Genomic DNA, 25,548 nt, shown 5'->3' with positions numbered 1-25,548 from the left:
TCGCCCGCACGGGGTGCGGGAAATCGTCCGGATGGGGAAGAATCCGTCGGATGACCGAGCCCGAGGAAGCGCCCGAGATCCCGCCGTACGCCGAGGCGGTGCTGGACCTCGCCGAACGCATCCCGCCCGGCCGGGTGATGACCTACGGGGACGTCGCCGAGTACCTGGGCCGCGGCGGCCCCCGGCAGGTCGGCCGGGTGATGGCACTGTACGGGGCGCCGGTGCCCTGGTGGCGGGTGATCCGGGCGGACGGGCGGCCGCTGCCCGGCCACGAGCACCGCGCGCTGCCCGCCTACCGGGCCGAGGGCACCCCGCTGCGCACCGTCGGCGGCGAGCCCCGGGTCGACCTCCGGGCCGCCCGCTGGGACGGGACGCCCGGACCGGCCTGACCGGGGCGATGTGCGCCGGAGGGGTCTGTGGGTGCAGGATCGTAGGCTCGTCGCGGCGAGTCCGTTCCCCGGGCCGCCGCTGAACCGCCGTACGACCCTGGACCGCAGTGACCTCACCGTTCCGCCTGGTGCGCAGCCCCCTCGCGCAGCCCGACCCGCCCGTCCTGGACGCCTTCCAGCGGGCGGTCGTCGAGCACGCCTCGGGGCCGTTGCTGGTGCTCGCGGGCCCCGGCACCGGCAAGACCACCACGCTGGTCGAGGCGGTCGCCCGGCGGGTCGCCGACGGCACCGCGCCCGAACGCGTCCTGGTGCTGACCTTCAGCCGCAAGGCCGCGATGGAGCTGCGCGACCGGATGACCGCCCGGATCGGCGCCACCGCCCCGCAGGCCACCACCTTCCACTCGTTCTGCTACGCCCTGCTCCGCGCCCACCAGGCCCCCGAGGAGTACGCCGAGCCGCTGCGCCTGCTCTCCGGCCCCGAGCAGGACGTGATGGTCCGCGAACTGCTCGCGGGCGGCGCCGAGGACGCCAGGGCGGGCGTCGGCACCATCGGCTGGCCGCTCGACCTGCGGGCCTGCCTGACCACCCGCGGCTTCGCCGACGAGGTGCGCGCCGTGCTCGCCCGCAGCCGCGAGCTCGGCCTCGGCGAGGAGGAGCTGAAGCGCTTCGCGGCGGGCGTGGAGCGCCCCGACTGGGCCGCCGCCGCGCACTTCCTGGCCGAGTACCTGGACGTGCTCGACCTGCGCGGCGTCCTCGACTACGCCGAGCTGGTGCACCGCGCCGTGCTGCTCGCCGAGCGGGCGGACGTCTCGGCCCGGCTGCGCGAGCGCTACGACGTGGTCTTCGTCGACGAGTACCAGGACACCGACCCCGCCCAGGTCCGGCTGCTGCGGCGGCTCGCCGGGGACGGGCGCGACCTGGTCGCGGTCGGCGACCCCGACCAGTCGATCTACGCCTTCCGCGGCGCCGACGTGAACGGCATCCTGGAGTTCCCCGACGCCTTCCGGCACGCCGACGGCCGGCCCGCCGAGGTCAAGGTGCTGCGGGTGTCCCGGCGCTCCGGCGCGGTGCTGCTGGCCGCCTCCCGCGAGCTGGCCCGCCGGATGCCGATGGGCCGGCTGCCCGCCGACAAGCTCGCCGCGCACCGCGCCCTGCTGCCCTCCCGGGAGGGCGGCTCGGTCGAGGTGTACACCTACCCGACGCCCGGCGCCGAGCTCGACTCGGTCGCCGACCTGCTGCGCCGCGCCCACCTGGAGGACGGCGTCCCGTGGGGCGAGATGGCCGTGCTGGTCCGGGCCGGCTCCCGGACCATACCGGCGGTGCGCCGCGCGCTGGCCGCCGCCGGCGTCCCGCTGGAGATCGACGGCGACGACCTGCCGCTGCGCGAGGAGAGCGCCGTCGTCCCGCTGCTGCTCGCCCTGCGGGTCTGCGCCGAGGGCCCCGGCGCGCTCACCGCCGACCTCGCGCACACCCTGCTCACCGGCCCGCTCGCCGCCCTGGACGGCTCCGACCTGCGCCGCCTGGGCCGCACCCTGCGCGAGGAGGAGCGCCGCGCGCTCGCCGCCGACGGCGCCCCGGGCGTGGTCCGCCCCGCCGAGGAGCTGATCCGCGAGGCCCTGGACCACCCCGACCAGCTCGCCCTGGTGGACGCCCCCTACGCCCGCCGCGCCCACGAGCTCGGCATGCTGCTGCGCAAGGTCCGCGAACTGCTGGCCGGCGGCGCCAGCGCCGAGGACGCGCTGTGGGAGCTGTGGGACGGCTCCCGGCGCTGGCGCGAACGCCTGGAGCGGGCCGCGCTGCGCGGCGGCCCCGCCGGGCGCAACGCCGACCGCGACCTCGACGCGCTGTGCGCCCTGTTCGAGACCGCCGCCCGCGCCGAGGAGCGGGTCACCGGCCACCGGGGCGCGCTCGACCTGCTCGCCGAGGTCGAGGCCCAGGACATCGCCGCCGACACCCTGCACGTGCGCGCCGTCCGCCCCGACGCCGTCCGGCTGATGACCGCGCACCGCGCCAAGGGCCTGGAGTGGCGCCTGGTCGTCGTCGCCGGCGTCCAGGAGGGCCTCTGGCCCGACCTGCGGCGCCGGGGCTCGCTGCTGGAGGCCGACCGGATCGGCCGCGACGGCCTCGCCGAACCGCTCTCCCCGGCCGCGCTGCTCGCCGAGGAGCGCCGGCTGTTCTACGTCGCCGCGACCCGGGCCAAGGAGCGGCTGGTCGTCACCGCCGTCAAGGCGCCCGCCGAGGACGGCGACGAACCCTCCCGGTTCCTGCGCGAGCTCTACCGCGAGAGCGTCGACCCGCGCACCGGCAAGGTGCTGGAGCGCGTCCCCCGGGTCAAGGTCGCCGACGTCACCGCCCGGCCGCGCCGCCCGCTGTCGGTGCCCGCGCTGGTCGCCGAACTGCGCGCCGTCACCGTCGACCCCGACCGCTCCCCGCAGCTGCGCCGGGCCGCCGCCGAACGCCTCGCCACCCTGGCCGCCGCCACCGACGAGGACGGCCGCCCGCTCGTCCCCGCCGCCCACCCCGACCAGTGGTGGGGCCTGGACGACCCGACCGCCGCCCCGCGGCCGCTGCGCGAGCCCGAGCAGCCCGTCCGGCTCTCCGGCAGCGGCCTGGAGCAGCTGGAGTCCTGCACGCTCCAGTGGTTCCTGGAGAAGGACGTCAAGGCCGGCACCACCGCCTCCGCCGCCCAGGGCTTCGGCAACGTGGTGCACGCCCTCGCCGACGAGGTCGGCTCCGGCCGCACCCCCGCCGACCTGGCCGTCCTGATGGAGCGGCTGGACACCGTCTGGGACGCCCTCGCCTTCGACGCGCCCTGGAAGTCCACCCAGGAGAAGGGCGAGGCCCGGGCCGCCCTGGAGCGCTTCCTGCGCTGGCACGTGCTGGAGCGCGAACGCGTCACCGTCGCCACCGAGCACGACTTCGACCTGACCCTGGACGTCGGCGGCGTCGCCGTCCGGATCCGCGGCTCGATGGACCGGGTCGAGGCCGACGCCGCCGGCCGGGCGTACGTCGTCGACTTCAAGACCGGCAAGCACGTCCCGACCGACAAGTCGCTGCCCGAGCACCGCCAGCTCGCCGTCTACCAGCTCGCGGTGAGCAACGGCGCGCTCGACTCGCTGCCCGGCTTCGAGCACGGCGCGGTCCCCGGCGGCGCCGAACTGGTGCAGCTGCGCGAACCCGACCGCAAGGACCCCGAGGCCCCCAAGGTGCAGCGGCAGCTGCCCGAGGAGAGCACCCCCTGGATCGAGGACCTGCTGGTCGAGACGGCCGGCAAGGTGCTCGCCGAGAGGTTCACCCCCACCGCGGGCGAGCGCTGCGGGCGCTGCGCCTTCCGCGGCAGCTGCTCCGCGCAGCGGGACGGCCGGCATGTCGTCGACTGAGCCGTTGCGGCACCCGGCCCAGCTCCGCGAACTGCTCCAGATCCCGTTCAACGACGAGCAGGTGGCGGCCATCGGCGCGCCGATGGCCCCCGGCGTGATCGTGGCCGGCGCGGGCTCCGGCAAGACCACCGTGATGGCCGCCCGGGTGGTCTGGCTGGTCGGCTCCGGCGCGGTGCGCCCCGAGCAGGTGCTCGGCCTGACCTTCACCAACAAGGCGGCCGGCGAACTCGCCGAACGCGTCCGCGCCGCCCTGCTGCGGGCCGGCGTCCGCGCCGAGGACGAGGACGCCCTCGGCGAACCGCAGATCTCCACCTACCACGCCTTCGCCGGCACCCTGCTCAAGGAGCACGGCCTGCGCCTGGGCATCGAACCCGACGTCCGGCTGCTCGCCGACGCCACCCGCTTCCAGCTCGCCGCCCGGGTGCTGCGCCAGGCCCGGGGCCCCTTCCCGGCGCTCACCGGCACCTTCTCCGCGCTGGTCGCCGAACTCGTCGCGCTGGACTCCGAGCTCGCCGAGCACCTGGTGGAGCCCGAGCGGCTGCGGGCGTACGACGAGGAGCTGCTGGACGAGCTGGCCGGCGCCAAGCTCACCAACGAGGACCTGCGGGCCGTCCCCAAAGCCGCCCGCGGCCGGCAGGAACTGCTGCGGCTGGTCGAGGACTACCGGGCCCGCAAGCAGAAGCTCGGCCTGCTCGACTTCGGCGACCAGATCGCCGCCTCCGCCCGGCTCGCCCAGCAGCGCCCCGAGGTCGGCCGGCTGCTGCGCGAGCAGTACCGGGTGGTGCTGCTGGACGAGTACCAGGACACCTCGGTTGCCCAACGCCTCATGCTGGCGGGCCTGTTCGGCGGCGAGCAGGGCGCCGGGCACCCGGTCACCGCGGTCGGCGACCCCTGCCAGGCGATCTACGGCTGGCGCGGCGCCTCGGTCGCCAACCTGGACGACTTCCCCCGGCACTTCCCGCTCGCCGACGGCGGCCGGGCGCACCGCTTCGCGCTCAGCGAGAACCGCCGCAGCGGCGGCCGGCTGCTCGACTTCGCCAACCGGCTGGCCGCCCCGCTGCGCGCCATGCACGAGGGCGTGGAGGCGCTGCGGCCCGCCCCCGGCGCCGAGCACGACGGCTTCGCCCGGGTCGCGCTGCTGCCCACCCACGCGGCGGAGGTCGACTGGCTGGCCGACTCGATCGCGCACCTGGTGCGCACCGGCACCGCGCCCGGCCGGATCGCCGTGCTCTGCCGGGCCGGCAGCTCCTTCCCCGACATCCACGCCGCGCTGGTCGCCCGGAAGGTCCCGGTCGAGGTGGTCGGCCTCGGCGGGCTGCTCCAACTCCCGGAGGTCGCCGACCTGGTGGCGGTCTGCGAGGTCCTCCAGGACCCGACCGCGAACGCCGCCCTGGTCCGGCTGCTGATCGGCCCGCGCTGGCGCACCGGCCCGCGCGACCTGGCCCTGCTCGGCCGCCGCGCCGCCGAACTCGTCCGCACCGCCCGCCCCGGCGAGCGGGACGCCCTGAGCGCCGCCGTCGCCGAGACCGACCCCACCGAGGTGGTCTCGCTCGCCGACGCGCTGGAGACCTTCGTCGACGCCGAGCAGCCCGACGACCTGCCGTTCTCGCCGGAGGCCCGGGTGCGGTTCGCCCGGTTCGCCCGGGAGATCCGCGAACTGCGCCGGGCGCTGGCCGAACCGCTGATGGACGTCCTGCACCGGGTGCTCACCGTCACCGGCCTGGAGGTCGAACTCTCCGCCTCCCCGCTGGCGCTGGCCGCCCGCCGGCGCGAGACCCTGCACTCCTTCCTGGACATCGCCGCCTCCTTCGCCGACCTGGACGGCGACCCCGGCCTGGCCGCCTTCCTGGGCTTCCTGCGCGCCGCCCAGGAGTACGAGCGCGGCCTGGACGCCGGGCTGCCCGGCGGCGAGGACACCGTCAAGGTGCTCACCGCGCACAAGTCCAAGGGCCTGGAGTGGGACGTGGTCGCCGTCCCCGGCCTGGTCAAGGGCGGCTTCCCGGCCGGCCAGGGGCGCGAGCGGTGGACCTCCGCCCGCAAGGTGCTGCCGCACGCGCTGCGCGGCGACGCCGCCACCCTGCCCGGCACCCCGGCCTGGACCGCCAAGGGCATGGGCGCGTTCAAGAAGGAGATGGCGCACCACGGCGAGGTCGAGGAACTGCGGCTCGGCTACGTCGCGTTCACCCGGCCGCGCGCGCTGCTGCTGGCCTCCGGGCACTGGTGGGGGCCGTCCCAGAAGCGCCGGCGCGGGCCGTCCGCGTTCCTCACCGCGCTGCGCGAGCACTGCGAACGGCCCGACGGCGGCGGCGAGGTCGAGCACTGGGCCGAGGAACCCGGGCCCGAGGAGCGGAACCCGGCGTTCGACGTCTCGGTGGAGACCCCCTGGCCGCTGCCGCTCGACCCGGACGCCCAGCACGCCCGCCGCCGGGTCGCCCAGGTGGTCCGGCACCGGCTGGCCGGCGCCCCCGCGCCCGGACCCGAGCCGATGGCCGTCGAGGACCAGCGGCTGCTGGCCTCCTGGGACCGCGACCTGACCGCCCTGCTCGGCGAACTGGAACGCTCCCGGCGCACCACCCGGGACGTCGAGCTGCCCGCCTCGCTCTCCGCCACCCAGCTGATGCGGCTGGCCGCCGACCCCGACGGCTTCGCCCGCGACCTGGCCCGCCCGATGCCCCGCCCGCCCGCGCCCGCCGCCCGCCGGGGCACCCGCTTCCACGCCTGGGTGCAGTCCCGCTACGACCAGCCGCTGCTGCTCGGCCCCGAGGCGCTGCCCGGCCTGGACGAGGAGGAGATCGAGGACGAGCGCGACCTGGAGCGCCTCAAGGAGGCCTTCCTGCGCGGCCCGTACGCCGGCCGCACCCCGCACGCGGTCGAGGCGCCGTTCCAACTGGTGCTCGCGGGCCGGGTGGTGCGCGGCCGGATCGACGCGGTCTACCGGGACGCCGGGGGTGGCGCAGGGTCACCGCGCTACGAGGTGGTCGACTGGAAGACCGGCCGGGAGGACTCCGGCGACCCGCTGCAGCTGGCCGTCTACCGGCTGGCCTGGGCCGAGCAGGCGGGCGTTCCGGTGGAGCAGGTCACCGCCTCGTTCTGCTACGTGCGCTCCGGCCGGGTCGAAACCCCGTCAGGACTTCCTGGCCGAAAAGAGTTGAGCGATCTTCTGATCGGGAATAGGTAGAAAAGAGTCACTCAGAGCATCCAACCCGTCACGAGATCACGCGAAACCTGTGCGCCCTGCACGTTTCGTGCCTATTGTGGGGTCGGTAACCGGTCATCCCTCGTACTCCGGCCGCCGTCAGGGCTCCCGACCCCCTGACCTCCCGTCAGACCCGCAGGTGCCGAGCAGCACCCGCACCTTCCGCTGGAGAGACCGACGTTGAGCGCGACCGGATGGATCAGGGACGTCCTCCACGGCCCCACCCCAGGCCCGGTACCCGGCACCGTCACCGGCACCTGGCCCAAGACCTCGCACGCGCTGCCGCTGGTCGGCATGCTGCTGATCCTCTCGCTCGACGCGCTGACCGGCAGTCAGGTCAGCGTCGAGCCCGCCCTGACCGCCGTCCCCGCCCTCGCCGCCGTCGTCTCCCGGCGGACGTGGTACCCGCTGCTGATCGGCGCCCTCGCCGAGGTCTGCGCCTTCGGCATGGCCTGGTACCACGAGATCCTCGGCCAGTCCGTGCACGCCGCCACCGTCGCGGCGATCGTCCTGATCGCCGGCATCGGCCACCTCTCCGCCACCCTGCGGATCCGGCAGGAACTCGCCCTCGCCGAGGCCCAGCTGGTCGCCGAGATCGCCCGCCGGGTGCTGCTCCGCTCCGTCCCCGAACGCGTCGGCCCGGTCCGGGCCGCCGTCCGCTACGCCGCGGCCGCGGCCAACGCCGCGATCGGCGGCGACCTGTACGAGGTCGTCCACACCCGGTACGGCGTGCGCGCCGTGATGGGCGACGTCCGCGGCAAGGGCCTCGCCGCGGTCGAGACCGCCGCCGCCGTGCTCGGCGCGTTCCGCGAGGCCGCGCACCAGGAGGCCGCCCTCGACAAGGTGGCCGGCTGGCTCGCGGTCAGCCTCGACCGGGCCCTGCACGAGAACGAACACCCCGGCGTCGACGAGGAGTTCGTCACCCTGGTGCTGGTCGGCGTGCGCGCCGACGGCACCCTGGAGATCGCCAACTGCGGCCACCCCGCGCCCGTCCTGCTCCGCGGCGAGGACCCGCCCCGGCTGCTCGCCGCCGACGAGACCGTCCCCCCGCTCGGCGTCCTCGACCCCGCCGACGTCCGCCCCCCGCTGCAGCTCGTCGCCGTCGAACCCGGCGACCGGATCCTGCTCTACACCGACGGCGTCATCGAGGCCCGCGACCACGGCGGCGCGTTCTACCCCCTCACCGACCGCCTCCCGCTGCTCGCCGACGACGGCCCCGGCGACATCCTGCAGCGCCTGCACGACGACGTGGTCCGCCACGTCGGCCACAAGCTCGGCGACGACGCGGCGATGCTGCTGCTCCAGTTCGACCCGGTCGCGCTGCCCGTCCAGGGCGCGTACTCGGCGGCCCGCGGGGCGGCGGACGCCGGCTGCTGAGCGGCCCGGCTCAGACCTCGACGTCGACCACCAGCGGGCGGTGGTCGGAGACCGGGGTGCGGGGGGCGGCGACCGAGCCGACGGTGCTGCGCGGGACGCCGATGCCCAGGATGTGGTCGAACTGGACCGTCGGGCGGTGCGAGGGGTAGGTGGGCGTGCGGGCCAGGTCGTACCACCCCTGCAGGCGGGTGCGCCGGGCGGTGCGCACCCGCTCGCGCCGCGCCGTGCGCTGGATCGCGTGCGCCGAGCCGAGCACGGTGCGCGGGACGGCGCCGATCAGGTTGAAGTCGCCCAGCACCAGGTAGGGCTGCGGCAGGTCGGCGATCCAGCGCCGGATCGCGGCGAGCTGCCCGACGTTCCAGCCCGGCACGAAGGACAGGTGCGCCGCCACCACGGTGAACTCCCCGCCCGGCCCGGCCAGCACCGCGGCGAGCGCCGCCCTCGGCTCGTCCGGGACGGGCGTCAGCCCGCGCCGCCCGGCGACCCGCAGCGGCAGGCCGAAGGGCGCGGGCGCGAACCGGCGGGCCCGCCAGTGCAGCACGGGCAGCCGGGTGAGCAGCGCGGTGCCGTACGAGGGCCCGGAGTCGTCGGCCAGGTCGTCGGGCCCGTAGACGGCCAGGCCGGGCCGGGCGGGGTCGGCCAGCCAGCCCGCGCCGGGGGCGGGGGTGCCGTGCAGGGCGGCGGCGAAGCGCCAGTCGGCGGCGCCCATGGCCTTCGCCGCCACGGCCGCCTGGTCGGTGCGGCCGGAGCGCTCCTGGTACCGGTCGACCTCCTGGAGGGCGAGCACGTCGGCGTCTAGCGAGGCGACGGCCCCGGCCAGCGGGGCGCCGGGCTCGGCCGGGTAGGGCGCGGGGCTGCCGTCGGGGGCGAGCGGTTGGCCGTGCAGCAGGTTGTACGTGGCGATCCGCAGTGTGGTCACGCCGACGACCGTACCGGGCGGACGTGAACGGGCCGACCGGCGCGGATGGGCGGGCGTCGCGGACGGGTGGCGGCTTGAGCGACGGGCACCATACCCGGTATACATACTCGGTATGTCGATCCGTCACGGTCTGCTCGCCCTCCTCGACCAGGGCCCGCGCTACGGCTACCAGCTGAGATCCGAGTTCGAGGCCCGCACCGGTGCGACCTGGCCGCTGAACGTCGGCCAGGTCTACACCACGCTCGGCCGCCTGGAGCGGGACGGGCTGGTGGAGTCGGCCGGCGAGGACGACGAGGGCCACCAGTTCTACGCCGTCACCGACGAGGGACGCTCCGAACTGCGCCGCTGGTTCGACACCCCGGTGCCGCGCACCAACCCGCCGCGCGACGAACTCGCGATCAAGCTCGCGATGGCGGTGACCATCCCCGGCGTGGACGTGGCCTCGGTGGTGCACGGCCAGCGCCGGCACAGCATGCAGGCCCTGCAGGACTACACCCGGCTCAAGGGCCGGGCGCTGGCCGCCGACGACGGCTCCGGCAAGGACCTGGCCTGGCTGCTGGTGCTGGAACAGCTGATCTTCCAGACCGAGGCGGAGATCCGCTGGCTGGACCACTGCGAGTCCCGGCTCGCCCAGCACGCCGGGCGCACCGCCGCCGCACCGACCGAACCCGCCGCCGCGCCGCCCGCCCGCCGCGCAGCCGAGAGCCGCGACCGCGGCCGCCTCTGAAACCCCCTGGGGGAGCGATGACCGAACAACTCAAGCCGGCCGAGCCCGTCCTGCACCTCGACCAGGTCAGCCGGACGCACGGCCACGGCGCGGCCGAGGTGCACGCGCTGCGCGCCGTCGACCTGCGGGTCTACCCCGGCGAACTGGTCGCCGTGATGGGGCCCTCCGGCTCCGGCAAGTCGACCCTGCTGACCCTGGCGGGCGGCCTGGACAGCCCGACCGGCGGCCGGGTCCTCGTCGAGGGCACCGTCCTGGGCGAGCTGGACCGCAAGCGGCTGGCCGCCGTCCGCCGCCGCTCGGTGGGCTACGTCTTCCAGGACTACAACCTGATACCCGCGCTCACCGCCGCCGAGAACATCGCGCTGCCCCGCGAGCTGGACGGCGTCTCCGCCCGGGCCGCCCGCCGCGAGGCGCTCACCGCGCTGGAGGAGCTGAACATCGCCGAGCTCGCCGACCGCTTCCCCGACGACATGTCCGGCGGCCAGCAGCAGCGCGTCGCCATCGCCCGCGCGCTGATCGGCGACCGCCGCCTGGTGCTCGCCGACGAACCCACCGGCGCCCTCGACTCCACCACCGGCGAGTCCGTGCTCGCCGTGCTGCGGGCCCGCTGCGACGCCGGCGCCGCCGCCATGATGGTCACCCACGAGGCCCGGCACGCCGCCTGGGCGGACCGGGTGGTCTTCCTGCGCGACGGCCTGCTGGTCGACGAGACCGCCCGGCAGGACGCCGGCAGCCTGCTGCTCGCCGCCGCCACCAACGCCCGCAAGGACGGCGACCGGTGAAGCCGACCGCCTGGCGCGCCGCCCTGCGGATCGCCCGCCGCGACGCGCTGCGCGCCAAGGGCCGCAGCGCCCTCGTCCTGGCGATGATCGCCCTCCCGGTGCTCGGCGTGGCCGGCGTCGACGTGGTCGCCCGCAGCGCCCAGCTGGAGCCGGCCGAGAAGGCGGCCCGGGCGATGGGCACCGCCCAGGCCTCGGTCACCATGGAGGCCCGCGGCAGCACGATCCTGCAGAGCCCCGACGCCGAGGACTACTCCTCCCGCACCCCCGAGAAGGGCGAGCAGCCGAACGCCGCGCAGCGGCGCAGCGCCGAGACCGACCCGGCCGCGCTGCTCGTCGACCTGCTGCCCGGCGCGGTGCTGGTGCCGGCCGACAACCTCAGCAGCACCACGACCACGACCAGGGAGGGCCGGATGTCGGTCACCCTGGACGAGGTCGACCTGACCGACCCGGTCTGGCAGGGCAAGCTCGACCTGGTCCGCGGCACCGCCCCGACCCGGCCCGACCAGGTCGCCGTCACCCGGAACTTCCTGGACCGCTCCGGCCTGCGGATCGGCGACCGCACCGCGCTGCACGGCCTGGACGCCGCGCCGTACACCATCACCGCCGTCGTCGAGGACCCGCAGTACCTGGACCGGACCGTGCTGTACGGCCGCCCCGGCGCGATCCTCGAACCCCTGGTGAAGGCCGACCCGAAGGCCGCCGACGCCGGACGGATCCGCGACCGGTCCACCTGGCTGGTCAAGCTCCCGGCCGGCGCGCAACTGCCCTGGTCGAAGGTGAAGGAGCTCAACGAGTACGGCTTCTCGGCGGTCTCCCGGGCCGTCCTGCTGGACCCGCCGGCCCGCGCCGAGGTGCCCTACTACGCCACCGCGTCGCGCAACCACACGGAGGTCAACAAGAGCGCCCTGGCCGCCGCCGCCGTGGTGGTCGGCATGGCGCTGCTGGAGATCGTGCTGCTGGCCGGCCCGGCGTTCGCGGTCGGCGCCCGCCGCTCGCGCCGCCAGCTCGGCCTGCTCGCGGCCGGCGGCGGCGACCGCTCGCACGTGCGGGCCGTGGTGCTGGCCGGCGGCGCGGTGCTCGGCACCGGCGGCGCGCTGCTCGGCCTGGCCGGCGGCCTCGGCCTGGTCGCGCTGCTGCGCCCGCAGGCCGAGCAGTACGGCGGCCAGCGCTTCGGCCACTTCGACGTGCAGCCGGTGGACCTGCTCGCGATCGCCCTGCTCGGCCTGGTCACCGGCCTGCTCGCGGCCGTCGTCCCCGCCGTCCAGGCCTCCCGCCAGGACGTCGTGGAGGCGCTCACCGGCCGCGGCGGCAGCAAGCCCGCCAACCGGGTGCTCGCCGTGCTCGGCGCGGTCATGGTGGCCGGCGGCTCCGCGCTGGCGCTGTTCTGCGCGGCCACCGACACCGCCGTCATCCTGGGCCTGCTCGGCGGCTCGGTGATCGCCGAGATCGGCATGCTGCTCTGCACCCCGGTGCTGATCGGCCTGTTCGGCCGGCTCGGCCGCCACCTGCCGCTCAGCCCGCGGCTCGCGCTGCGCGACTCGGTGCGCCACCGGGGCCGCACCGCGCCCGCCGTGGCCGCCGTGATGGCCGCCGTGGCCGGCGCCGTCGCGGTCGGCATCTACACCAGCAGCGACGTCGAGCAGCAGCGCCGGACGTACCGGCCGACCATGCCGGCCAACGCCGTCGCGCTGATCCAGGGCGGCAGCCCGTCCGACGAGTCCGCCCGGTTCCCGCTGATGCGCGAGTCGGTGGAGAGCAACCTGCCGGGCCTGGGCGAGCGCGCCGACGTGCTGGACCCCGTCCCGAACGCCGGGCCGTGCACCACCGGCTACCTGTGCGGGTACGTCGAGGCCGTGAAGGCGCCGGAGAAGCGCTGCCCGGCCGACGACACCGAGGACGAGGGCGAGCGCCGCAGGCTGATGGACGACCCCCGGTGCCTGGCGCAGCAGCGGCTGCCCGAGTACCCGACCAGCTTCTTCGGCAGCACCCTGGTCGGCGACGCCGCGCTGCTGCACACCCTGCTGGAGGTGCGCGACCCCGCCGCCGAGCGGGCGCTGGCCGAGGGCAAGGCCGTGGTGTTCCGCCCCGACTACGTCAGCGGCGGCAAGCTCCACCTGAAGGCCACCGAGCCGCCCACCAAGGAGGAGACGGACGCCGGGAACTACCGGGGCAGGTCCCGCGAGGTCACGGTCGACGCGGTCGAGGCGCACTCGGACGCCCCGTTCGCGGTCACCGTGATGAGCCGGCAGGCCGCCGAGCGGGCCGGACTCGGCCTGCGCCCGGCCGGGGCGATGTGGCACCCGGCCGCCGCGATCGCCGACAAGAAGGTCCAGAAGGCCACCGCCGAGCTCAGCAAGCTCGACGACAGCACCTACCTGCAGGTCGAGCAGGGCTTCAAGCCGGAGCGCCGCCTGGTCACCATCGGCCTGACCGCGTTCGCCGCCCTGGTCGCGCTCGGCGCGGCCGGCATCGCCACCGGCCTGGCCGCCGCCGACTCCCAGCAGGACCTGGCCACGCTGGCCGCGGTCGGCGCCTCCGGCGGCATCCGGCGACGGCTGTCCGGCTTCCAGTGCGGGGTGATCGCCGCGATGGGCTCGATCCTCGGCCTGCTCTGCGGCGCCGTCCCGGCGGTGTCGCTGCGGCTGATGGAGGCCCGCAACTCGACGGTCTGGATCAACGGCACCGTGGTCGGCCACGAGAAGGCGGTCATCGCCGTCCCCTGGCTGGAGCTGGCCGGACTGGTCGTCGGCCTGCCGGTGGTGGCGGTGCTGCTGGCCGCGCTGCTCACCCGCTCCCGGATCGGGCTGACCCGCCGGGCCGGCTGAACCCGCGCCGGGTGACCGTGCTCACGGCGGGGGGAGGCCGTGGGCACGCACCCGTCCGGGCGAACTAAAGTCGTCCGCATGACGAAAACGCCGGACAGCGCCGTCCGCTCCTTCATCGACCGGCACGAGGAGGCCTTCCTGGCCGACCTCGCCGACTGGCTGCGCATCCCCTCGGTCTCCGCCGACCCGGACCGGGCGGGCGAGGTCCGCCGCTCCGCCGAGTGGCTGGCCGGCAAGCTGCGCGCGACCGGGTTCCCGGTCGTCGAGGTGTGGGAGACGGACGGGCTGCCCGCGGTGTTCGCCGAGTGGCCCTCCGGCGACCCGGGCGCGCCGACCGTGCTGGTCTACGGCCACCACGACGTGCAGCCCGCCGCCCGGGAGGACGGCTGGGACACCGACCCGTTCGAGCCCACCGTGGTCGGCCGCCGGCTGTACGCGCGCGGCGCCGCCGACGACAAGGGCCAGGTCCTCTTCCACACCCTGGGCCTGCGCGCCCACCTCGCCGCCACCGGCCGCACCGCCCCCGCCGTCCACCTCAAGCTGCTGATCGAGGGCGAGGAGGAGTCCGGTTCGCCGAACTTCGCCGCCCTGGTGCGCCGCGAGGCCGGGCGGCTGGCCGCCGACGCGGTGATCGTCTCCGACACCGGCATGTGGTCCGAGACCACCCCGACCGTCTGCACCGGCATGCGCGGCCTGGCCGACTGCCAGGTCGACCTGTACGGGCCGGACAACGACATCCACTCCGGCTCCTTCGGCGGCGCCGTCCCCAACCCGGCCGACGTGGCCGCCGCCCTGGTGGCCGGCCTGCACGACGCCGACCGGCGGGTCGCCGTCCCCGGCTTCTACGACGGCGTGGTCGAACTCACCGACGAGGAGCGGGCGCTCTTCGCCGAACTGCCCTTCGACGAGGCGCAGTGGCTGCGGGTCGCCAAGTCGCACGGCACCCGGGGCGAGGCCGGCTACACCACCCTGGAGCGGGTCTGGGCCCGGCCGACCGCCGAGGTCAACGGCATCTGGGGCGGCTACACCGGCCCCGGCGGCAAGACCATCGTGCCGGCCGAGGCGCACCTCAAGCTGTCCTTCCGACTGGTCGCGGGCCAGGAGGTGGAGAAGGTCCGGGAGGCCGTCGCGGCCTGGGTTTCCGCGCAGGTGCCGGAGGGAATCCGGTACGAGATCGTCTTCCCCGGCGCGACCCGCCCCTGCCTGACCCCGCTGGACCACCCCGCGCTCCGGTCCACCGTCCGGGCGATGGAGCGGGCCTTCGAGCAGAAGGTCCTGTTCACCCGGGAGGGGGGCTCCGGCCCCGCCGCCGACCTGCAGGACGTCCTCGGGGCGCCGGTGCTGTTCCTCGGCATCTCGGTGCCCTCGGACGGCTGGCACTCGATCAACGAGAAGGTGGAGCTCGACCTGCTGCGCAAGGGCGTCGAGACCTCCGCCTACCTGTGGGGCGACCTCGCGGAGAACTTCCGGCGATGAACCCCCACCACTGCCGTACCGACCGCGAACGGGGATGGACGAGTTGAGCAGCGCACCCGACACCAAGCACCTCGCGCTGGCCCGCGCCGGGGTGGACCGGGCGGCGCACCGCCGGCTGGACGAGCCCTGGCTGGCCGCCGCCTGGAGCCACCCCAGCACCCGGGTGCTGCCGATCGCCGGCGGCGAGGCCTTCGTGGTCGACACCCCGGCCGGCAGCGAACTGGTCCTGCTGCCCTCCTTCGAGGCCCCGCAGACCGGTGACCGCTACTTCCTCGGCACCGACGAGGACGGCACCCACTACTTCGCCCTGGACTGCGAGTCGCTGCCCGGCCGGCTCGACGGCGACGCCCGCCCGGCCGGCCTGCGCGAGGTCGGCAGCAGCCTCAGCGACCGGGACTCCGGCCTGCTGGTGCACGCCGTCGCCCTGGAGCACTGGCACCGGCTGCACTCCTTCTGCTCCCGCTGCGGGCACCCCACCGAGAAGGCCGGCGCCGGCCACCTGCGCCGCTGCACCTCCTGCGCGGCCGAGCACTACCCGCGCACCGACCCGGCGGTGATCATGCTGATCACCGACGCCGAGGACCGCTGCCTGCTGGGCCGCCAGGCGCTCTGGCCGGAGGGCCGCTGGTCGACGCTGGCCGGGTTCGTCGAGCCCGGCGAGTCGATCGAGCAGACGGTCGTCCGCGAGGTGCTGGAGGAGGCGGGCGTCCGGGTCGGCGAGGTCGAGTACGTGGCCAGCCAGCCCTGGCCGTTCCCGTCCAGCCTGATGCTCGGCTTCCTCGGCCGGGCGCTGCCCGACGGCACCGGGATCACCGTGGACGGCGAGGAGCTGTCCGAGGCCCGCTGGTTCTCCCGGGAGGAACTGCGGGCCGGGATGGCCGCCGGGGAGATCCTGCCGCCGTCCGGCATCTCGATCGCCCGGTACCTGGTCGAGCTCTGGTACGGCGAACCGCTGCCGGCGGCCGCCCGCTGGTGACGGCCGCCGACCGGCGACGTCCGCCCGGCCGGTGACGTCCGCCCGCTTGGTGGCGTCCGGGGCCCGAACGCGCAACGGGGGCGTGCGGAGTGATCCGCACGCCCCCGTGGTGCGTCCACGAGGCGCGGCGCGGTGGGGGACGGAATGGTTCGGACGCGCCCGGAGCGTCCCGGCGCGGGTTTCCCGGCGCCAATTCCCGGGCGCGGTTGGCGCATTCCGCTGAAACCGCGCGACCGCACTGGCTACATTCACACGCGTGACGATCCACCGCGGCACCACCTCCTCCCCCAAGTACCAGCGGCTCGCCGCCGACCTGCGCCGCCGCATCGAGGCGGGGGAGTGGCAGGGCGGCGACCGGCTCCCGGTCGAGAACGAGCTGGAGGAGCAGTACCAGGTGGCCCGCAACACCGTGCGGCTCGCCGTCGACGTGCTGGTCAACGAGGGCCGGGTGGTGCGGGTCCAGGGCAAGGGCACCTACCTGCGGCAGCCCTCCCGGCACGACCACCGGGTGCACGCCCGCCCCGCCCGCCCGGCCCGGCCCGGGCCGCTCACCCCCAGCGGCGAGGCCTACGCCGCCGAGGCGGAGGCCGCCGGGCGGCAGCTCACCGTCGACTTCGAGGTCGCCGCCGTCCGGCCCCGCCGCGACATCGCCGCCTGGCTCGGACTGCGCCCCGAGGAGAACGTGATGATGCGCCGTCAGCTCTGCCGGGTCGACCAGGAGCCGTACGCCATCGAGGAGAGCCACTACCGGGCCGGGCTGGCCGCCGGCACCCCGCTGATGCAGGACCGGCCGGTCCCCGGCGGCGACGAGCGGATACTGGCGGAGCTCGGCCGGACCGAGACCGCCGCCGTCGACCACCTCACTGCCCGGATGCCCGACCCCGCCGAGGCCGCCTGGTTCGGCCTCGGACCCGGCGTGCCGCTGCTGGTCAACACCCGGATCAGCAGCGACCGGCGCGGCCCGATCCGGGTGGTGGAGACCCGCTACGCCGCCGACCGGGCCCGGCTGCTCTACGAACTCGGCGACGGCGCCCCGGCGGTCGGCTGAACGGGCCGGTCGGCTGCACGGCCGGTCGGTGCACGGGTGCGGGCGGGGGCGGTTGCCCGGCGGACGCGGAAAAGCCGCCGTCCGTGGCGCGCTGGGCGCTGCGGCGGCGGCTTTTCCGCGGGCGGTGGAAATCCGCGGCGGCTTCCCGCGGCGACCGATTCCTGCCGCACCGGAAGGAATTCCGGTCGGAATGCGGTCGACTTCCGGGCGGAGCCGCTCGGAAGTCGATCGGGAACGGTCGAGAACGGTCGGGAACGGTCAGACCAGGGCGGCCTGGACCTGCCGCAGGCTCGGGTTGGTCATCACGCTCTGCGCGCCAGACTCCGACACCACCACGACCGTCGGCACCGTCTGGTTGCCGCCGTTCACCGACTCCACGTAGGACGCCGAGGCCGGGTCCTGCTCGATGTTGATCTCGCTGTAGGCGATGCCCTCGCGGTCCAGCTGGCTCTTGAGGCGGTTGCAGTAGCCGCACCAGGTCGTGCTGTACATCGTGACGGTGCCGGACATAGCGCGGGACTCCTTCGGTCGGTGACGTCGATCGGGACGGACGGTGGCCGGGCGGCCGCCCGGTGCAACGCCCGGGGGGCCGGGCCCATTCCGGGCGCGTGACCGGCATGACGATCCGATCATCGCGGGGCGCCTGTGGACAACCCCGTCCGCAGTGTCCGGAGCGCCTGCGAGGATGGAGGGCATGCAGGAAGAGTTCCCGGGGTTCGACGACCCGCACGCGCAGTACGGCCCCACCCCCACCGGAGCGGACGCGGTGCTGGCCGGGCTCGACCCCGAGCAGCGCGCCGTGGCCACCGCCCTGCACGGCCCGGTCTGCGTGCTGGCCGGCGCCGGCACCGGCAAGACCCGCGCCATCACCCACCGGATCGCCTACGGCGTGCGCAGCGGCGTCTACCAGCCCGCCCAGGTGCTCGCCGTCACCTTCACCGCCCGCGCGGCCGGCGAGATGCGCGGCCGGCTGCGCCAGCTCGGGGCGGACGGCGTCCAGGCCCGCACCTTCCACTCCGCCGCGCTGCGCCAGCTCCAGTACTTCTGGCCGCGCGCCGTCGGCGGCGAGTTCCCCCGGCTGCTGGAGCGCAAGGTCCAGCTGGTCGCCGAGGCGGCCGGCCGCAGCGGCCTGCGCGTCCAGCGCACCGAACTGCGCGACCTGACCGCCGAGATCGAGTGGGCCAAGGTCACCCAGATCGTCGCCGACGACTACCCGGCCGCCCTCGCCAAGTCCGGCCGCGAGGCCCCGCGCGACCCGGCCGAGACCGTCCGGGTCTACCACGCGTACGAGGACCTCAAGCGCCAGCGCGGCCTGATCGACTTCGAGGACGTGCTGCTGCTCACCGCCGCGATCCTGGAGGACCGGCCGGAGGTCGCCGACCGGGTCCGCGCCCAGTACCGGCACTTCACCGTCGACGAGTACCAGGACGTCTCCCCGCTCCAGCAGCGCCTGCTGGAGCAGTGGACGGGCGGCGACGGCGGCGCCAGCCTCTGCGTGGTCGGCGACGCCAGCCAGACCATCTACTCCTTCACCGGCGCCACCCCCGACCACCTGCTGAACTTCCGGCACCGGCACCCCGACGCCACCGTGGTCAAGCTGGTCCGGGACTACCGCTCCACCCCGCAGGTCGTCCACCTGGCGAACGGCCTGCTCGCGCAGGCCCGCGGCCAGGCCGCCCAGCACCGGCTGGAGCTGGTCTCGCAGCGCGAGGCCGGCCCCGAGCCGGTCTACCGCGAGTACCAGGACGAGCCGACCGAGGCCGAGTCCACCGCCCGGCTGATCCGCGACCTGCTCGGCACCGGCGTGCGGGCCAGCGAGGTCGCCGTGCTGTTCCGCACCAACAGCCAGTCCGAGGTGTACGAGCAGGCCCTCGCCGACCTCGGCATCGCCTACCAGCTCAAGGGCGCCGAGCGCTTCTTCGAGCGCCCCGAGGTCCGCGAGGCCGGCGTCCTGCTCAAGGGCGCCGCCCGGGCCGCCGACGACCCGCTGACCTCCGCGGCGCCCGACCTGGCCGCCCAGGTCCGCGCGGTGCTCGCCACCCGGGGCTTCGCGCCCACCCCGCCGGCCGGCTCCGGCGCCGTCCGCGAGCGCTGGGAGTCGCTGAACGCGCTGGTCCGGCTCGCCGGGGAGTTCGAGACCGCCCGCCGGGCCGCCGACGAGAGCGCCGACCTGGCCGCCTACGTCGCCGAGCTGGACGCCCGGGCCGCCGCCCAGCACGCCCCCGCCGTCGAGGGCGTCACGCTCGCCTCGCTGCACGCCGCCAAGGGCCTGGAGTGGGACGCGGTCTTCCTGGTCGGCCTGAGCGAGGGCACGCTGCCGATCATCTACGCCAAGACCGACGAGCAGGTCGAGGAGGAGCGCCGGCTGCTGTACGTCGGCGTCACCCGGGCCCGCCGCTTCCTCACCCTCTCCTGGGCGCTCTCCCGCTCCCCGGGCGGCCGCGCCTCCCGCAAGCCCACCCGCTTCCTGGACGGCCTGCGCCCCGGCTCCGGCAGCCCCGGCGCCCGCACCCGGGGCGGGCGCGGCGGCGTGGAGCCCGGCGCGGAGCGCTCCGCCGCGCGCCGGGCCCGCGGCGGCCCGGTCAAGTGCCGGGTCTGCGAGCGCACCCTGACCGACGCCGTCGAGCGCAAGCTCCGCCGCTGCGAGGGCTGCCCGTCCACGATGGACGAGGCGCTGTACGAGCGGCTGCGCGAGTGGCGCTCGGTCAAGGCCAAGGAGCAGGGCGCCCCGGCCTACGTGGTGTTCACCGACGCCACCCTGACGGCCATCGCGGAGGACGTGCCCGGCAGCCTCGCCGAACTCTCCAGGATCTCCGGGGTCGGTGCCATGAAGCTGGACAAGTACGGCGCCGACGTGCTCTTGTTGTGTGCGGGGGAGAGTCCGGAACCGGCGGGGGAGACCGAGCCGGAGTCCGAGCACGCCCCCTCCGAGGGCGAGGCCGACGACGAGGCCGAGAACTCGCCGGAAAAATAGTTTGCGCGCCGCGCGTACGGCGCAATAGCCTGCCGGAGCGGTCAAGGGGACGAGGCCGCGAAGCTCGCAGAGGGCTTGTTTCTGCGTGCGCTGACCATCAACCAGACATCGGAGCCCGGGTGACCGGGGGCCGCGAGACGCCGAGAGGAGGCGAGTCCAGTGGAGACCAAGATGATCACGAAAATGACCACCCTGATGACCACCCTCGCCATGCCCTCGCGCGTCAGCGCTTCGGGTCTGGGTCTCGGCACGGCCGGCGGCAACGCCGGTGTCCTGCTGGCCGGTCGCTGCTCTGTCAGTGATCTCGGCAATGCTGTGGGCACCCGTGTCGAGGCAGGTCTCTCCCGTGACTGGGCGACGTTTGTCGACGGTATTTCGCTGTCCGACGAGCGACCGACCGAGGCACCGAAGGCAGTAGTGGCAGAAGCCCGGCATGGGCACTATGCGGCCGTCCTCGGTGCCGGAAGCAACAAGCAGGACCAGCAGATCTCCCTGGCCGAGGTCGCCGTGCGCGGCGCCGGAGCCGGCCGGAAGCAGGCTTTCCGCGGGCCTGGACCCTGGAGCGAACGACCCTGACTGAGTCAAAGTCACGGGCGGTGCCTCCAGGGCCGCGGAAACCCAGCAACCGGGTTCCGCGGCCCTTCTGTTTTGTCCGGTACGCAAGACCTACCCAGGCCCCACGGGGCCTCCGGACCGATCCGAACAACGGAACGGCCGGATCCACATCGAAGACGAGGAAGACGCCCACAGTGTCCACGGTCATCACACCGCCGCCCCTCCCGTCCGTACCGACCGACAAGACCGTCAAGGCCGACCAGGCCGACCCCCCGGAGGTAACACTCATGCAGCTCACCGCCATCGACGAGGCTGACTCGCTCGGGCTCCCCATCCCGTGCCGGGCCTTCGACCCGGAGGTCTTCTTCGCGGAGACCCCCGCGGACGTCGAGTACGCCAAGTCGCTGTGTGGCACCTGCCCCGTCAAGGCCGCCTGCCTCACCGGCGCCATCGAGCGCCGCGAGCCCTGGGGCGTCTGGGGCGGCGAGCTCTTCGTGCAGGGCGTCGTCGTCGCCCGGAAGCGCCCGCGTGGCCGCCCGCGCAAGACCGAGGTCATGGCGTGAACCCCGCAGCCAGGACCGTCCGCAGCGGCACCGGAGCCGTCCGCAGGGGAGAGCAGCCCCCGCTGGACACCGCTCTGCGCCACTCGGTACGCATCGCGGCCGCCAAGGCCGACGCGGAACTGACCCGTCCCTTCCCGACCACGCACCACGAGCAGGACCACCACATGAACCCCGCCGGCATCGATCCGACCGTCCGCTCCGAGCAGACCACCGAACTCCAGATCCAGAACAGGACCCTCGAGATGAATCTCCTCCAAGAATCCCTGGCGCGCGCGCATATGCAGCAACGCCTCCACGAGGCCGAGGAGCAACGCCTCGGCCTGCGGGTGCTGCGCGCGACGCGGCTGCGTCGCAAGGCCGAACGTGCCTCCCTGCGCGCCCGCAAGGCCCTCGCCGTCGCCCTGATGTGACGGACGCACCACCCCCGCCGGCCGGCCCCCACGCGGCCACGCCGGTGAACCACCCCTGAACGCCGACGGCCGACCCCCCGCCCCCGGGGTGTCGGCCGTCGGCGCGTTTCCGGCCCCCCGGAGAGCCGGTCCGGTCCCGTCTGCCCCGTTGTGCCGCATTCATGCCGGAACCGCCAGGTCGGTCCAACGTCCCTGCGCCGCACGAATGTTCGCCGTTCGAATGGATCGTGCAAGGATGTGCGCCATGTGGTCCTCCCTCCCGCTCGGCGAGAAGACGCGCGCCGCCCTCGGCACCCCGCGCAAGGTCCGCCGCCTGGTCAGCAGCCCGCGCTCCCGGGTCTGGCGGGCCGAACTCGCCGGCCGGTCGGTGGTGGTCAAGCAGCTCGTCGACTCGCCCGGCGCCGACGACCGCTACGCCCGGGAGGGCGCCGCCCTGGCCCTCGCCGCTCGACCCGGCCGCCCGGGCCGGCCGGTCGCGCCCGCGCTGATCGGCACCGACCCGGCGAACCGGGTGCTGGTGCTGGAACGGCTGGAGGACCGCACCCCGGGCCCCGACTGGCGGGCCGAGTACGCCACCGCGCTGGCCGGACTGCACGCCAGCGCCCCCGCCGACCTCGACGACCTCGCCGGGACGGCCCCCGGCACCGCGCTGCCCGCCTGGACCGGCCCGACCGAACGCGACCTCGGCTGCTTCATCGCCCTGGCCCGGATCCTCGACGTCCCCGCCCCGCCCGGCGCCCGCGCCGAGGCCGAGGCCCTGATCGACCGGCTCTCCGCCGTCCCCGTCCGGCACGCGCTGCTGCACGGCGACCCCTGCCCCGGCAACGACCTGCACACCGCCGACGGCGTCCGGTTCGTCGACTTCGAGCAGGCCTCCCTCGGCCCCGGTGCGGTCGAGTTCGCCTACCTGCGGATCGGCTTCCCCACCTGCTGGTGCTCCACCGCCGCGCCCGCCGCCGAACTCGCCGAAGCCGAAGCCGCCTACCGGGCGGCCTGGCACGCCGCCACCGGCACCCAGGCCCCCACCGCCGCCGACCTCGCCGACGCGAGCGCGAGCTGGCTGATCCGCGGCGACGCCCTCGTCCCCAAGGCCGAGCGCGGCACCGCCGACCACCTCGCCCGCCTCCACCACGGCGACTGGACCTGGGGCAACGCCACCGCCCGCCGCCGCCTCCTGCACCGCGTCCGCGCGGTCGCCGACCTGGCCGGCCCCGACACCGCCCTCCCCGTGTTCGGCCGCTTCTGCGCCACCCTCGCCGCCCGCGCCCGCACCACCTGGCCCGCCGCCGGCCCCCTCCCCACCGACCGGGGCTGACCCCGCCCGCCCGCCCGCCCGGCGGTGCGGTCCTGGTCGACCGCTCAGGCCCGGACGACCGTGACGCCGCAGCGCTCCAGGAGCCGGGCCACGTCCTCCGGGTAGCCGAGGCCGGTGGCGGAGTCGCGGTGCGCGGCCAGCTCCGCCTCGGTGGCCGCGAAGTCGTGCCAGTGCAGGGTGAACGGCGGGACGAGGCCGAAACCGCCGCCCAGGCAGTCGCGCAGGCCGTTCCACTCCCGGCCGTAGTAGCCGCCGGGGCCGAGCAGCGCCTCACCGAGCGCGCAGTGCAGGCCCGTCACGTCCTCCACCGCCGTGCCGTCGAGGTGGAACTCGCCGCCGGAGCGGTCCGCTCCGGGCGCGCGGGCGTACAGGGCCAGCGTCTGCCAGGCCTCCTTGGCGGTCCCGGTCGTGCCGCGCCAGCCGCCCGGCTCGCGCGGCGGCCCGGCCTGCCAGCGGCGCCAGACCGCGCGGGCGGCCGAGCCCGGCAGCACCCCGGGCCAGGGAGAGACCGACAGCAGGACGTCCAGCAGGCCGTCGCCGAGCACCGAGGGCCCGGTGTGCTCGACGGCCAGCCCGGTGGGGACGGGGCACAGCACCCGCCCGGCGTCGTCCAGTGCCCACAGCTGGGTGTACGTCGGCCACCCGCGGTGGCCGTCGGCCATCCGGGCCCGCAGCGGTCCGGCGGGCTCGCAGCCGATCAGCCGCACCGGCAGCGGCGCGCCCGGCGGCCGCTCCACCAGCAGGCCCGTGACCTCCGCGCCGGCCGCCAGCGACGCGTACGGGTCCACCGACAGCTCGAAGCGCTCGAAGGACTCCCGGTGGGACCGGACGTCCGCATCGTCACCGACCGCCGCCCCGACCACCAGGTCGACCAGCGCCGGATCGGCGGCGTGCGGCAGAACCGCGAGGACCTCGGCGTCCAGCAGGCCCCACCAGTACGACCGCCCGGAGGCGGCGTGCCCCGTGACGCAGGCCTCCCCGAGCCATCCGACCGCGACCCCCGGCGCGCAGCCGCGCACGACCAGCACCTCGCGCGGCGGCGGGGGCGGGTCGGCGAACAGTCCCTCGACAGCGGCGCACCGGCCCAGCAGCAGGTCCGCGCCGTCCTCCTCGTCCTCGCCGACGATCAGGTACCGCACCGGGAACGGCCGCTCCCACCGCCGCTGCTCCTCGAATCCCCGCATCCGCACCCGCGCCCCACCCTTCCCGTCGCCGCTCCCGTCCCGCGCCCCGCCCCGGCCCCGCTCCCCGGTCTCAGTCGGCCTCCGGGGCGGCGAAGCCGGGGAGCCAGTGGAGCAGTTCCTCGTGCAGGCGGACGGTGGCGCCGAGCTGGCAGAGCACGCCGATGGTGGAGAGGGTGACGCGGTGGATCAGCAGGTAGGAGGGCGGGAGGTTGAGCTGCTTGCCGAGGTTGTAGGCGGGGGAGCGCGGGTCGGCGATCCGGGCGGCCTGGGTGCGCATCCACTCGCGGCTGAAGGTGAACTGCTCGGCGCGGGTGGGCTCGATGATCGGGAGCAGGTAGTCGAGCACCGCGTCCGGGTCGAGGGAGATGCCGGCGCGGACGAAGTTCTCCTGCCGGAGCAGGTCGTACACCGCCCCGGCGTCGCCGGCCAGGGCCAGGCGCAGCGAGGTGCCGATCGTGGGGGGCAGGCCGCCGGGGAGGCGGTCGACGGTGCCGAAGTCGAGCACGCCGAGCTTCCAGCTCGCGGCGGTGCGGCCGGTCTTGACGAGCCGGAAGTTGCCGGGGTGCGGGTCGGCGTGCAGCAGGCCGGTGCGGGACGGGCCGGCGAACAGGAAGCGGGCCAGCAGCTGCCCCGCCCGGTCGCGCTCGGTGCGGGTGCCGTCCGAGATGACCCGGGAGAGCGGCTCGCCCTCCAGCCACTCGGTGACCAGCACCCGGCCGGACTGGGCGACCACCCGGGGCACCACGATGTCGGCGTCCCCGGCGAACTCCCGGGCGTGCAGCTGCTGGGACTCCGCCTCCAGCCCGTAGTCCAGCTCCTCGGTGACCCGCTCGCGCAGCTCGGCGATCAGCGGCTTGACGTCCATCCCCGGGATCAGCGGGCCCAGCACCCGGGCCAGCCGGGAGAGCTGGCCGAGGTCGCTGAGCAGGGCCTCGCCCGCGCCCGGGTACTGGATCTTGACCGCGACGTCCCGCCCGTCCTTCCAGACGGCGCGGTGCACCTGGCCGATCGAGGCGGCGGCCGACGGCTGGTCGGAGAAGGACCGGAACCGGTCCGCCCAGTCCGCGCCGAGGTCGTCGGCGAGCACCGCGTGCACGGTGCGGGTCGGCATCGCCGGGGCGGACTCCTGGAGCTTGGTGAGCGCGGCCCGGTAGGGGCCCGCGACGTCCTCCGGGAGGGCGGACTCGAAGACCGACATGGCCTGCCCGAACTTCATCGCACCGCCCTTCAACTTGCCGAGGGTCGCGAAGAGTTGCTCCGCGGTCTGGGCCTGGAGCTCGGCCGCGACCTCCTCCGCCGGGCGCCCGCCCAGGCGCTTGCCCAGGCCGAGGGTGGCCCGTCCGGCGAAGCTCAGCGGCAGGGCCGCCAGCCGGGCCGTCCGGGAGACCGCCTTGCGCGGCATGTCAGACATCGGCCGCTCCCGCCCGGTCGGCGCGGCGGGCGGCGGCCGGG

At 75.5% G+C, this 25,548-nt stretch carries 19 protein-coding genes; 15 read left to right on the top strand and 4 right to left on the bottom strand.

Annotated elements, in window-relative coordinates:
- The first annotated feature begins 50 nt into the window (after positions 1–50).
- From ACZ3J7_RS21960 to ACZ3J7_RS21945, 4 genes are all read left to right on the top strand, one after another.
- Positions 51–389: an MGMT family protein gene (locus ACZ3J7_RS21960; protein ID WP_465623657.1), complete on the top strand. Its 339-nt coding sequence runs from the start codon at positions 51–53 to the stop codon at positions 387–389.
- Between the two features lie 107 nt (positions 390–496).
- The gene (locus ACZ3J7_RS21955; RefSeq protein ID WP_465623655.1) at positions 497–3,769 is read left to right on the top strand and encodes an ATP-dependent helicase; all 3,273 of its coding nucleotides are present in this window, start codon (positions 497–499) and stop codon (positions 3,767–3,769) included.
- Positions 3,756–6,947: a UvrD-helicase domain-containing protein gene (locus tag ACZ3J7_RS21950; RefSeq protein ID WP_465623652.1), complete on the top strand. Its 3,192-nt coding sequence runs from the start codon at positions 3,756–3,758 to the stop codon at positions 6,945–6,947. Before ACZ3J7_RS21955 ends, ACZ3J7_RS21950 begins: the two co-directional genes overlap by 14 nt.
- A gap of 198 nt (positions 6,948–7,145) precedes the next feature.
- On the top strand, positions 7,146–8,342 hold the full coding sequence (locus ACZ3J7_RS21945) for a PP2C family protein-serine/threonine phosphatase (RefSeq protein WP_465623649.1): 1,197 nt from the start codon (positions 7,146–7,148) through the stop codon (positions 8,340–8,342).
- 10 nt (positions 8,343–8,352) lie between these two features.
- Here the strand turns inward: ACZ3J7_RS21945 and ACZ3J7_RS21940 are convergent, their stop codons facing one another.
- Positions 8,353–9,261: an endonuclease/exonuclease/phosphatase family protein gene (locus tag ACZ3J7_RS21940; protein WP_465623646.1), complete on the bottom strand. Its 909-nt coding sequence runs from the start codon at positions 9,259–9,261 to the stop codon at positions 8,353–8,355.
- A gap of 112 nt (positions 9,262–9,373) precedes the next feature.
- On the opposite strand from ACZ3J7_RS21940, the gene ACZ3J7_RS21935 reads away from it, so the two are divergent.
- From ACZ3J7_RS21935 to ACZ3J7_RS21910, 6 genes are all read left to right on the top strand, one after another.
- Complete coding sequence (locus ACZ3J7_RS21935; protein WP_465623643.1) at positions 9,374–9,988, top strand: PadR family transcriptional regulator; 615 nt, start codon at positions 9,374–9,376, stop codon at positions 9,986–9,988.
- Between the two features lie 17 nt (positions 9,989–10,005).
- Positions 10,006–10,770: an ABC transporter ATP-binding protein gene (locus ACZ3J7_RS21930; RefSeq protein WP_465623641.1), complete on the top strand. Its 765-nt coding sequence runs from the start codon at positions 10,006–10,008 to the stop codon at positions 10,768–10,770.
- Positions 10,767–13,595, top strand: coding sequence for an FtsX-like permease family protein (locus ACZ3J7_RS21925; RefSeq protein ID WP_465623638.1), 2,829 nt, complete (start codon positions 10,767–10,769; stop codon positions 13,593–13,595). The genes ACZ3J7_RS21930 and ACZ3J7_RS21925 overlap by 4 nt, the downstream gene beginning before the upstream one ends.
- A gap of 78 nt (positions 13,596–13,673) precedes the next feature.
- Positions 13,674–15,071 (top strand): dipeptidase, encoded by a 1,398-nt coding sequence (locus tag ACZ3J7_RS21920; protein ID WP_465623636.1) that lies wholly within the window; start codon positions 13,674–13,676, stop codon positions 15,069–15,071.
- 34 nt (positions 15,072–15,105) lie between these two features.
- Positions 15,106–16,047 carry an NAD(+) diphosphatase gene (gene nudC, locus ACZ3J7_RS21915; RefSeq protein WP_465623633.1) on the top strand — a complete coding sequence of 314 codons (942 nt, stop codon included), beginning with the start codon at positions 15,106–15,108 and terminating at the stop codon, positions 16,045–16,047.
- Positions 16,048–16,303: 256 nt separating this feature from the next.
- Positions 16,304–17,095 carry a GntR family transcriptional regulator gene (locus ACZ3J7_RS21910; RefSeq protein ID WP_465623631.1) on the top strand — a complete coding sequence of 264 codons (792 nt, stop codon included), beginning with the start codon at positions 16,304–16,306 and terminating at the stop codon, positions 17,093–17,095.
- A gap of 258 nt (positions 17,096–17,353) precedes the next feature.
- Here ACZ3J7_RS21910 and ACZ3J7_RS21905 read toward each other — a convergent pair whose 3' ends face one another.
- A complete protein-coding gene (locus tag ACZ3J7_RS21905) occupies positions 17,354–17,605 on the bottom strand; it encodes a mycoredoxin (RefSeq protein WP_465623629.1) in 252 nt (83 codons plus the stop codon).
- A gap of 184 nt (positions 17,606–17,789) precedes the next feature.
- Here ACZ3J7_RS21905 and ACZ3J7_RS21900 point away from each other — a divergent pair, with 184 nt between their 5' ends.
- The 5 genes from ACZ3J7_RS21900 to ACZ3J7_RS21880 all read left to right on the top strand — a co-directional run bounded on the left by ACZ3J7_RS21900 (position 17,790) and on the right by ACZ3J7_RS21880 (position 22,912).
- Positions 17,790–20,069, top strand: a complete 2,280-nt coding sequence (locus ACZ3J7_RS21900) for an ATP-dependent DNA helicase UvrD2 (protein WP_465623627.1) — start codon at positions 17,790–17,792, stop codon at positions 20,067–20,069.
- Between the two features lie 159 nt (positions 20,070–20,228).
- On the top strand, positions 20,229–20,645 hold the full coding sequence (locus tag ACZ3J7_RS21895; RefSeq protein ID WP_465623624.1) for a hypothetical protein: 417 nt from the start codon (positions 20,229–20,231) through the stop codon (positions 20,643–20,645).
- A 173-nt stretch (positions 20,646–20,818) separates the two neighbouring features.
- Positions 20,819–21,187, top strand: coding sequence for a WhiB family transcriptional regulator (locus tag ACZ3J7_RS21890; protein ID WP_285734674.1), 369 nt, complete (start codon positions 20,819–20,821; stop codon positions 21,185–21,187).
- The gene (locus ACZ3J7_RS21885) at positions 21,184–21,597 is read left to right on the top strand and encodes a hypothetical protein (RefSeq protein ID WP_465623618.1); all 414 of its coding nucleotides are present in this window, start codon (positions 21,184–21,186) and stop codon (positions 21,595–21,597) included. Before ACZ3J7_RS21890 ends, ACZ3J7_RS21885 begins: the two co-directional genes overlap by 4 nt.
- A 244-nt stretch (positions 21,598–21,841) precedes the next feature.
- On the top strand, positions 21,842–22,912 hold the full coding sequence (locus tag ACZ3J7_RS21880; protein ID WP_465623615.1) for an aminoglycoside phosphotransferase family protein: 1,071 nt from the start codon (positions 21,842–21,844) through the stop codon (positions 22,910–22,912).
- A 44-nt stretch (positions 22,913–22,956) separates the two neighbouring features.
- Here ACZ3J7_RS21880 and ACZ3J7_RS21875 read toward each other — a convergent pair whose 3' ends face one another.
- Together ACZ3J7_RS21875 and ACZ3J7_RS21870 are read right to left on the bottom strand one after the other, a co-directional pair.
- Entirely contained in the window at positions 22,957–24,096 is a 1,140-nt protein-coding gene (locus tag ACZ3J7_RS21875; RefSeq protein ID WP_465624103.1) for a barstar family protein, read from the bottom strand.
- Positions 24,097–24,166: 70 nt separating this feature from the next.
- Positions 24,167–25,507 (bottom strand): ABC1 kinase family protein, encoded by a 1,341-nt coding sequence (locus ACZ3J7_RS21870; RefSeq protein ID WP_465623611.1) that lies wholly within the window; start codon positions 25,505–25,507, stop codon positions 24,167–24,169.
- Positions 25,508–25,548: the final 41 nt, after the last annotated feature.

This window comes from Kitasatospora sp. NPDC015121 (genome assembly GCF_055562955.1).
This window is presented reverse-complemented; position numbering and strand designations above follow the sequence as displayed.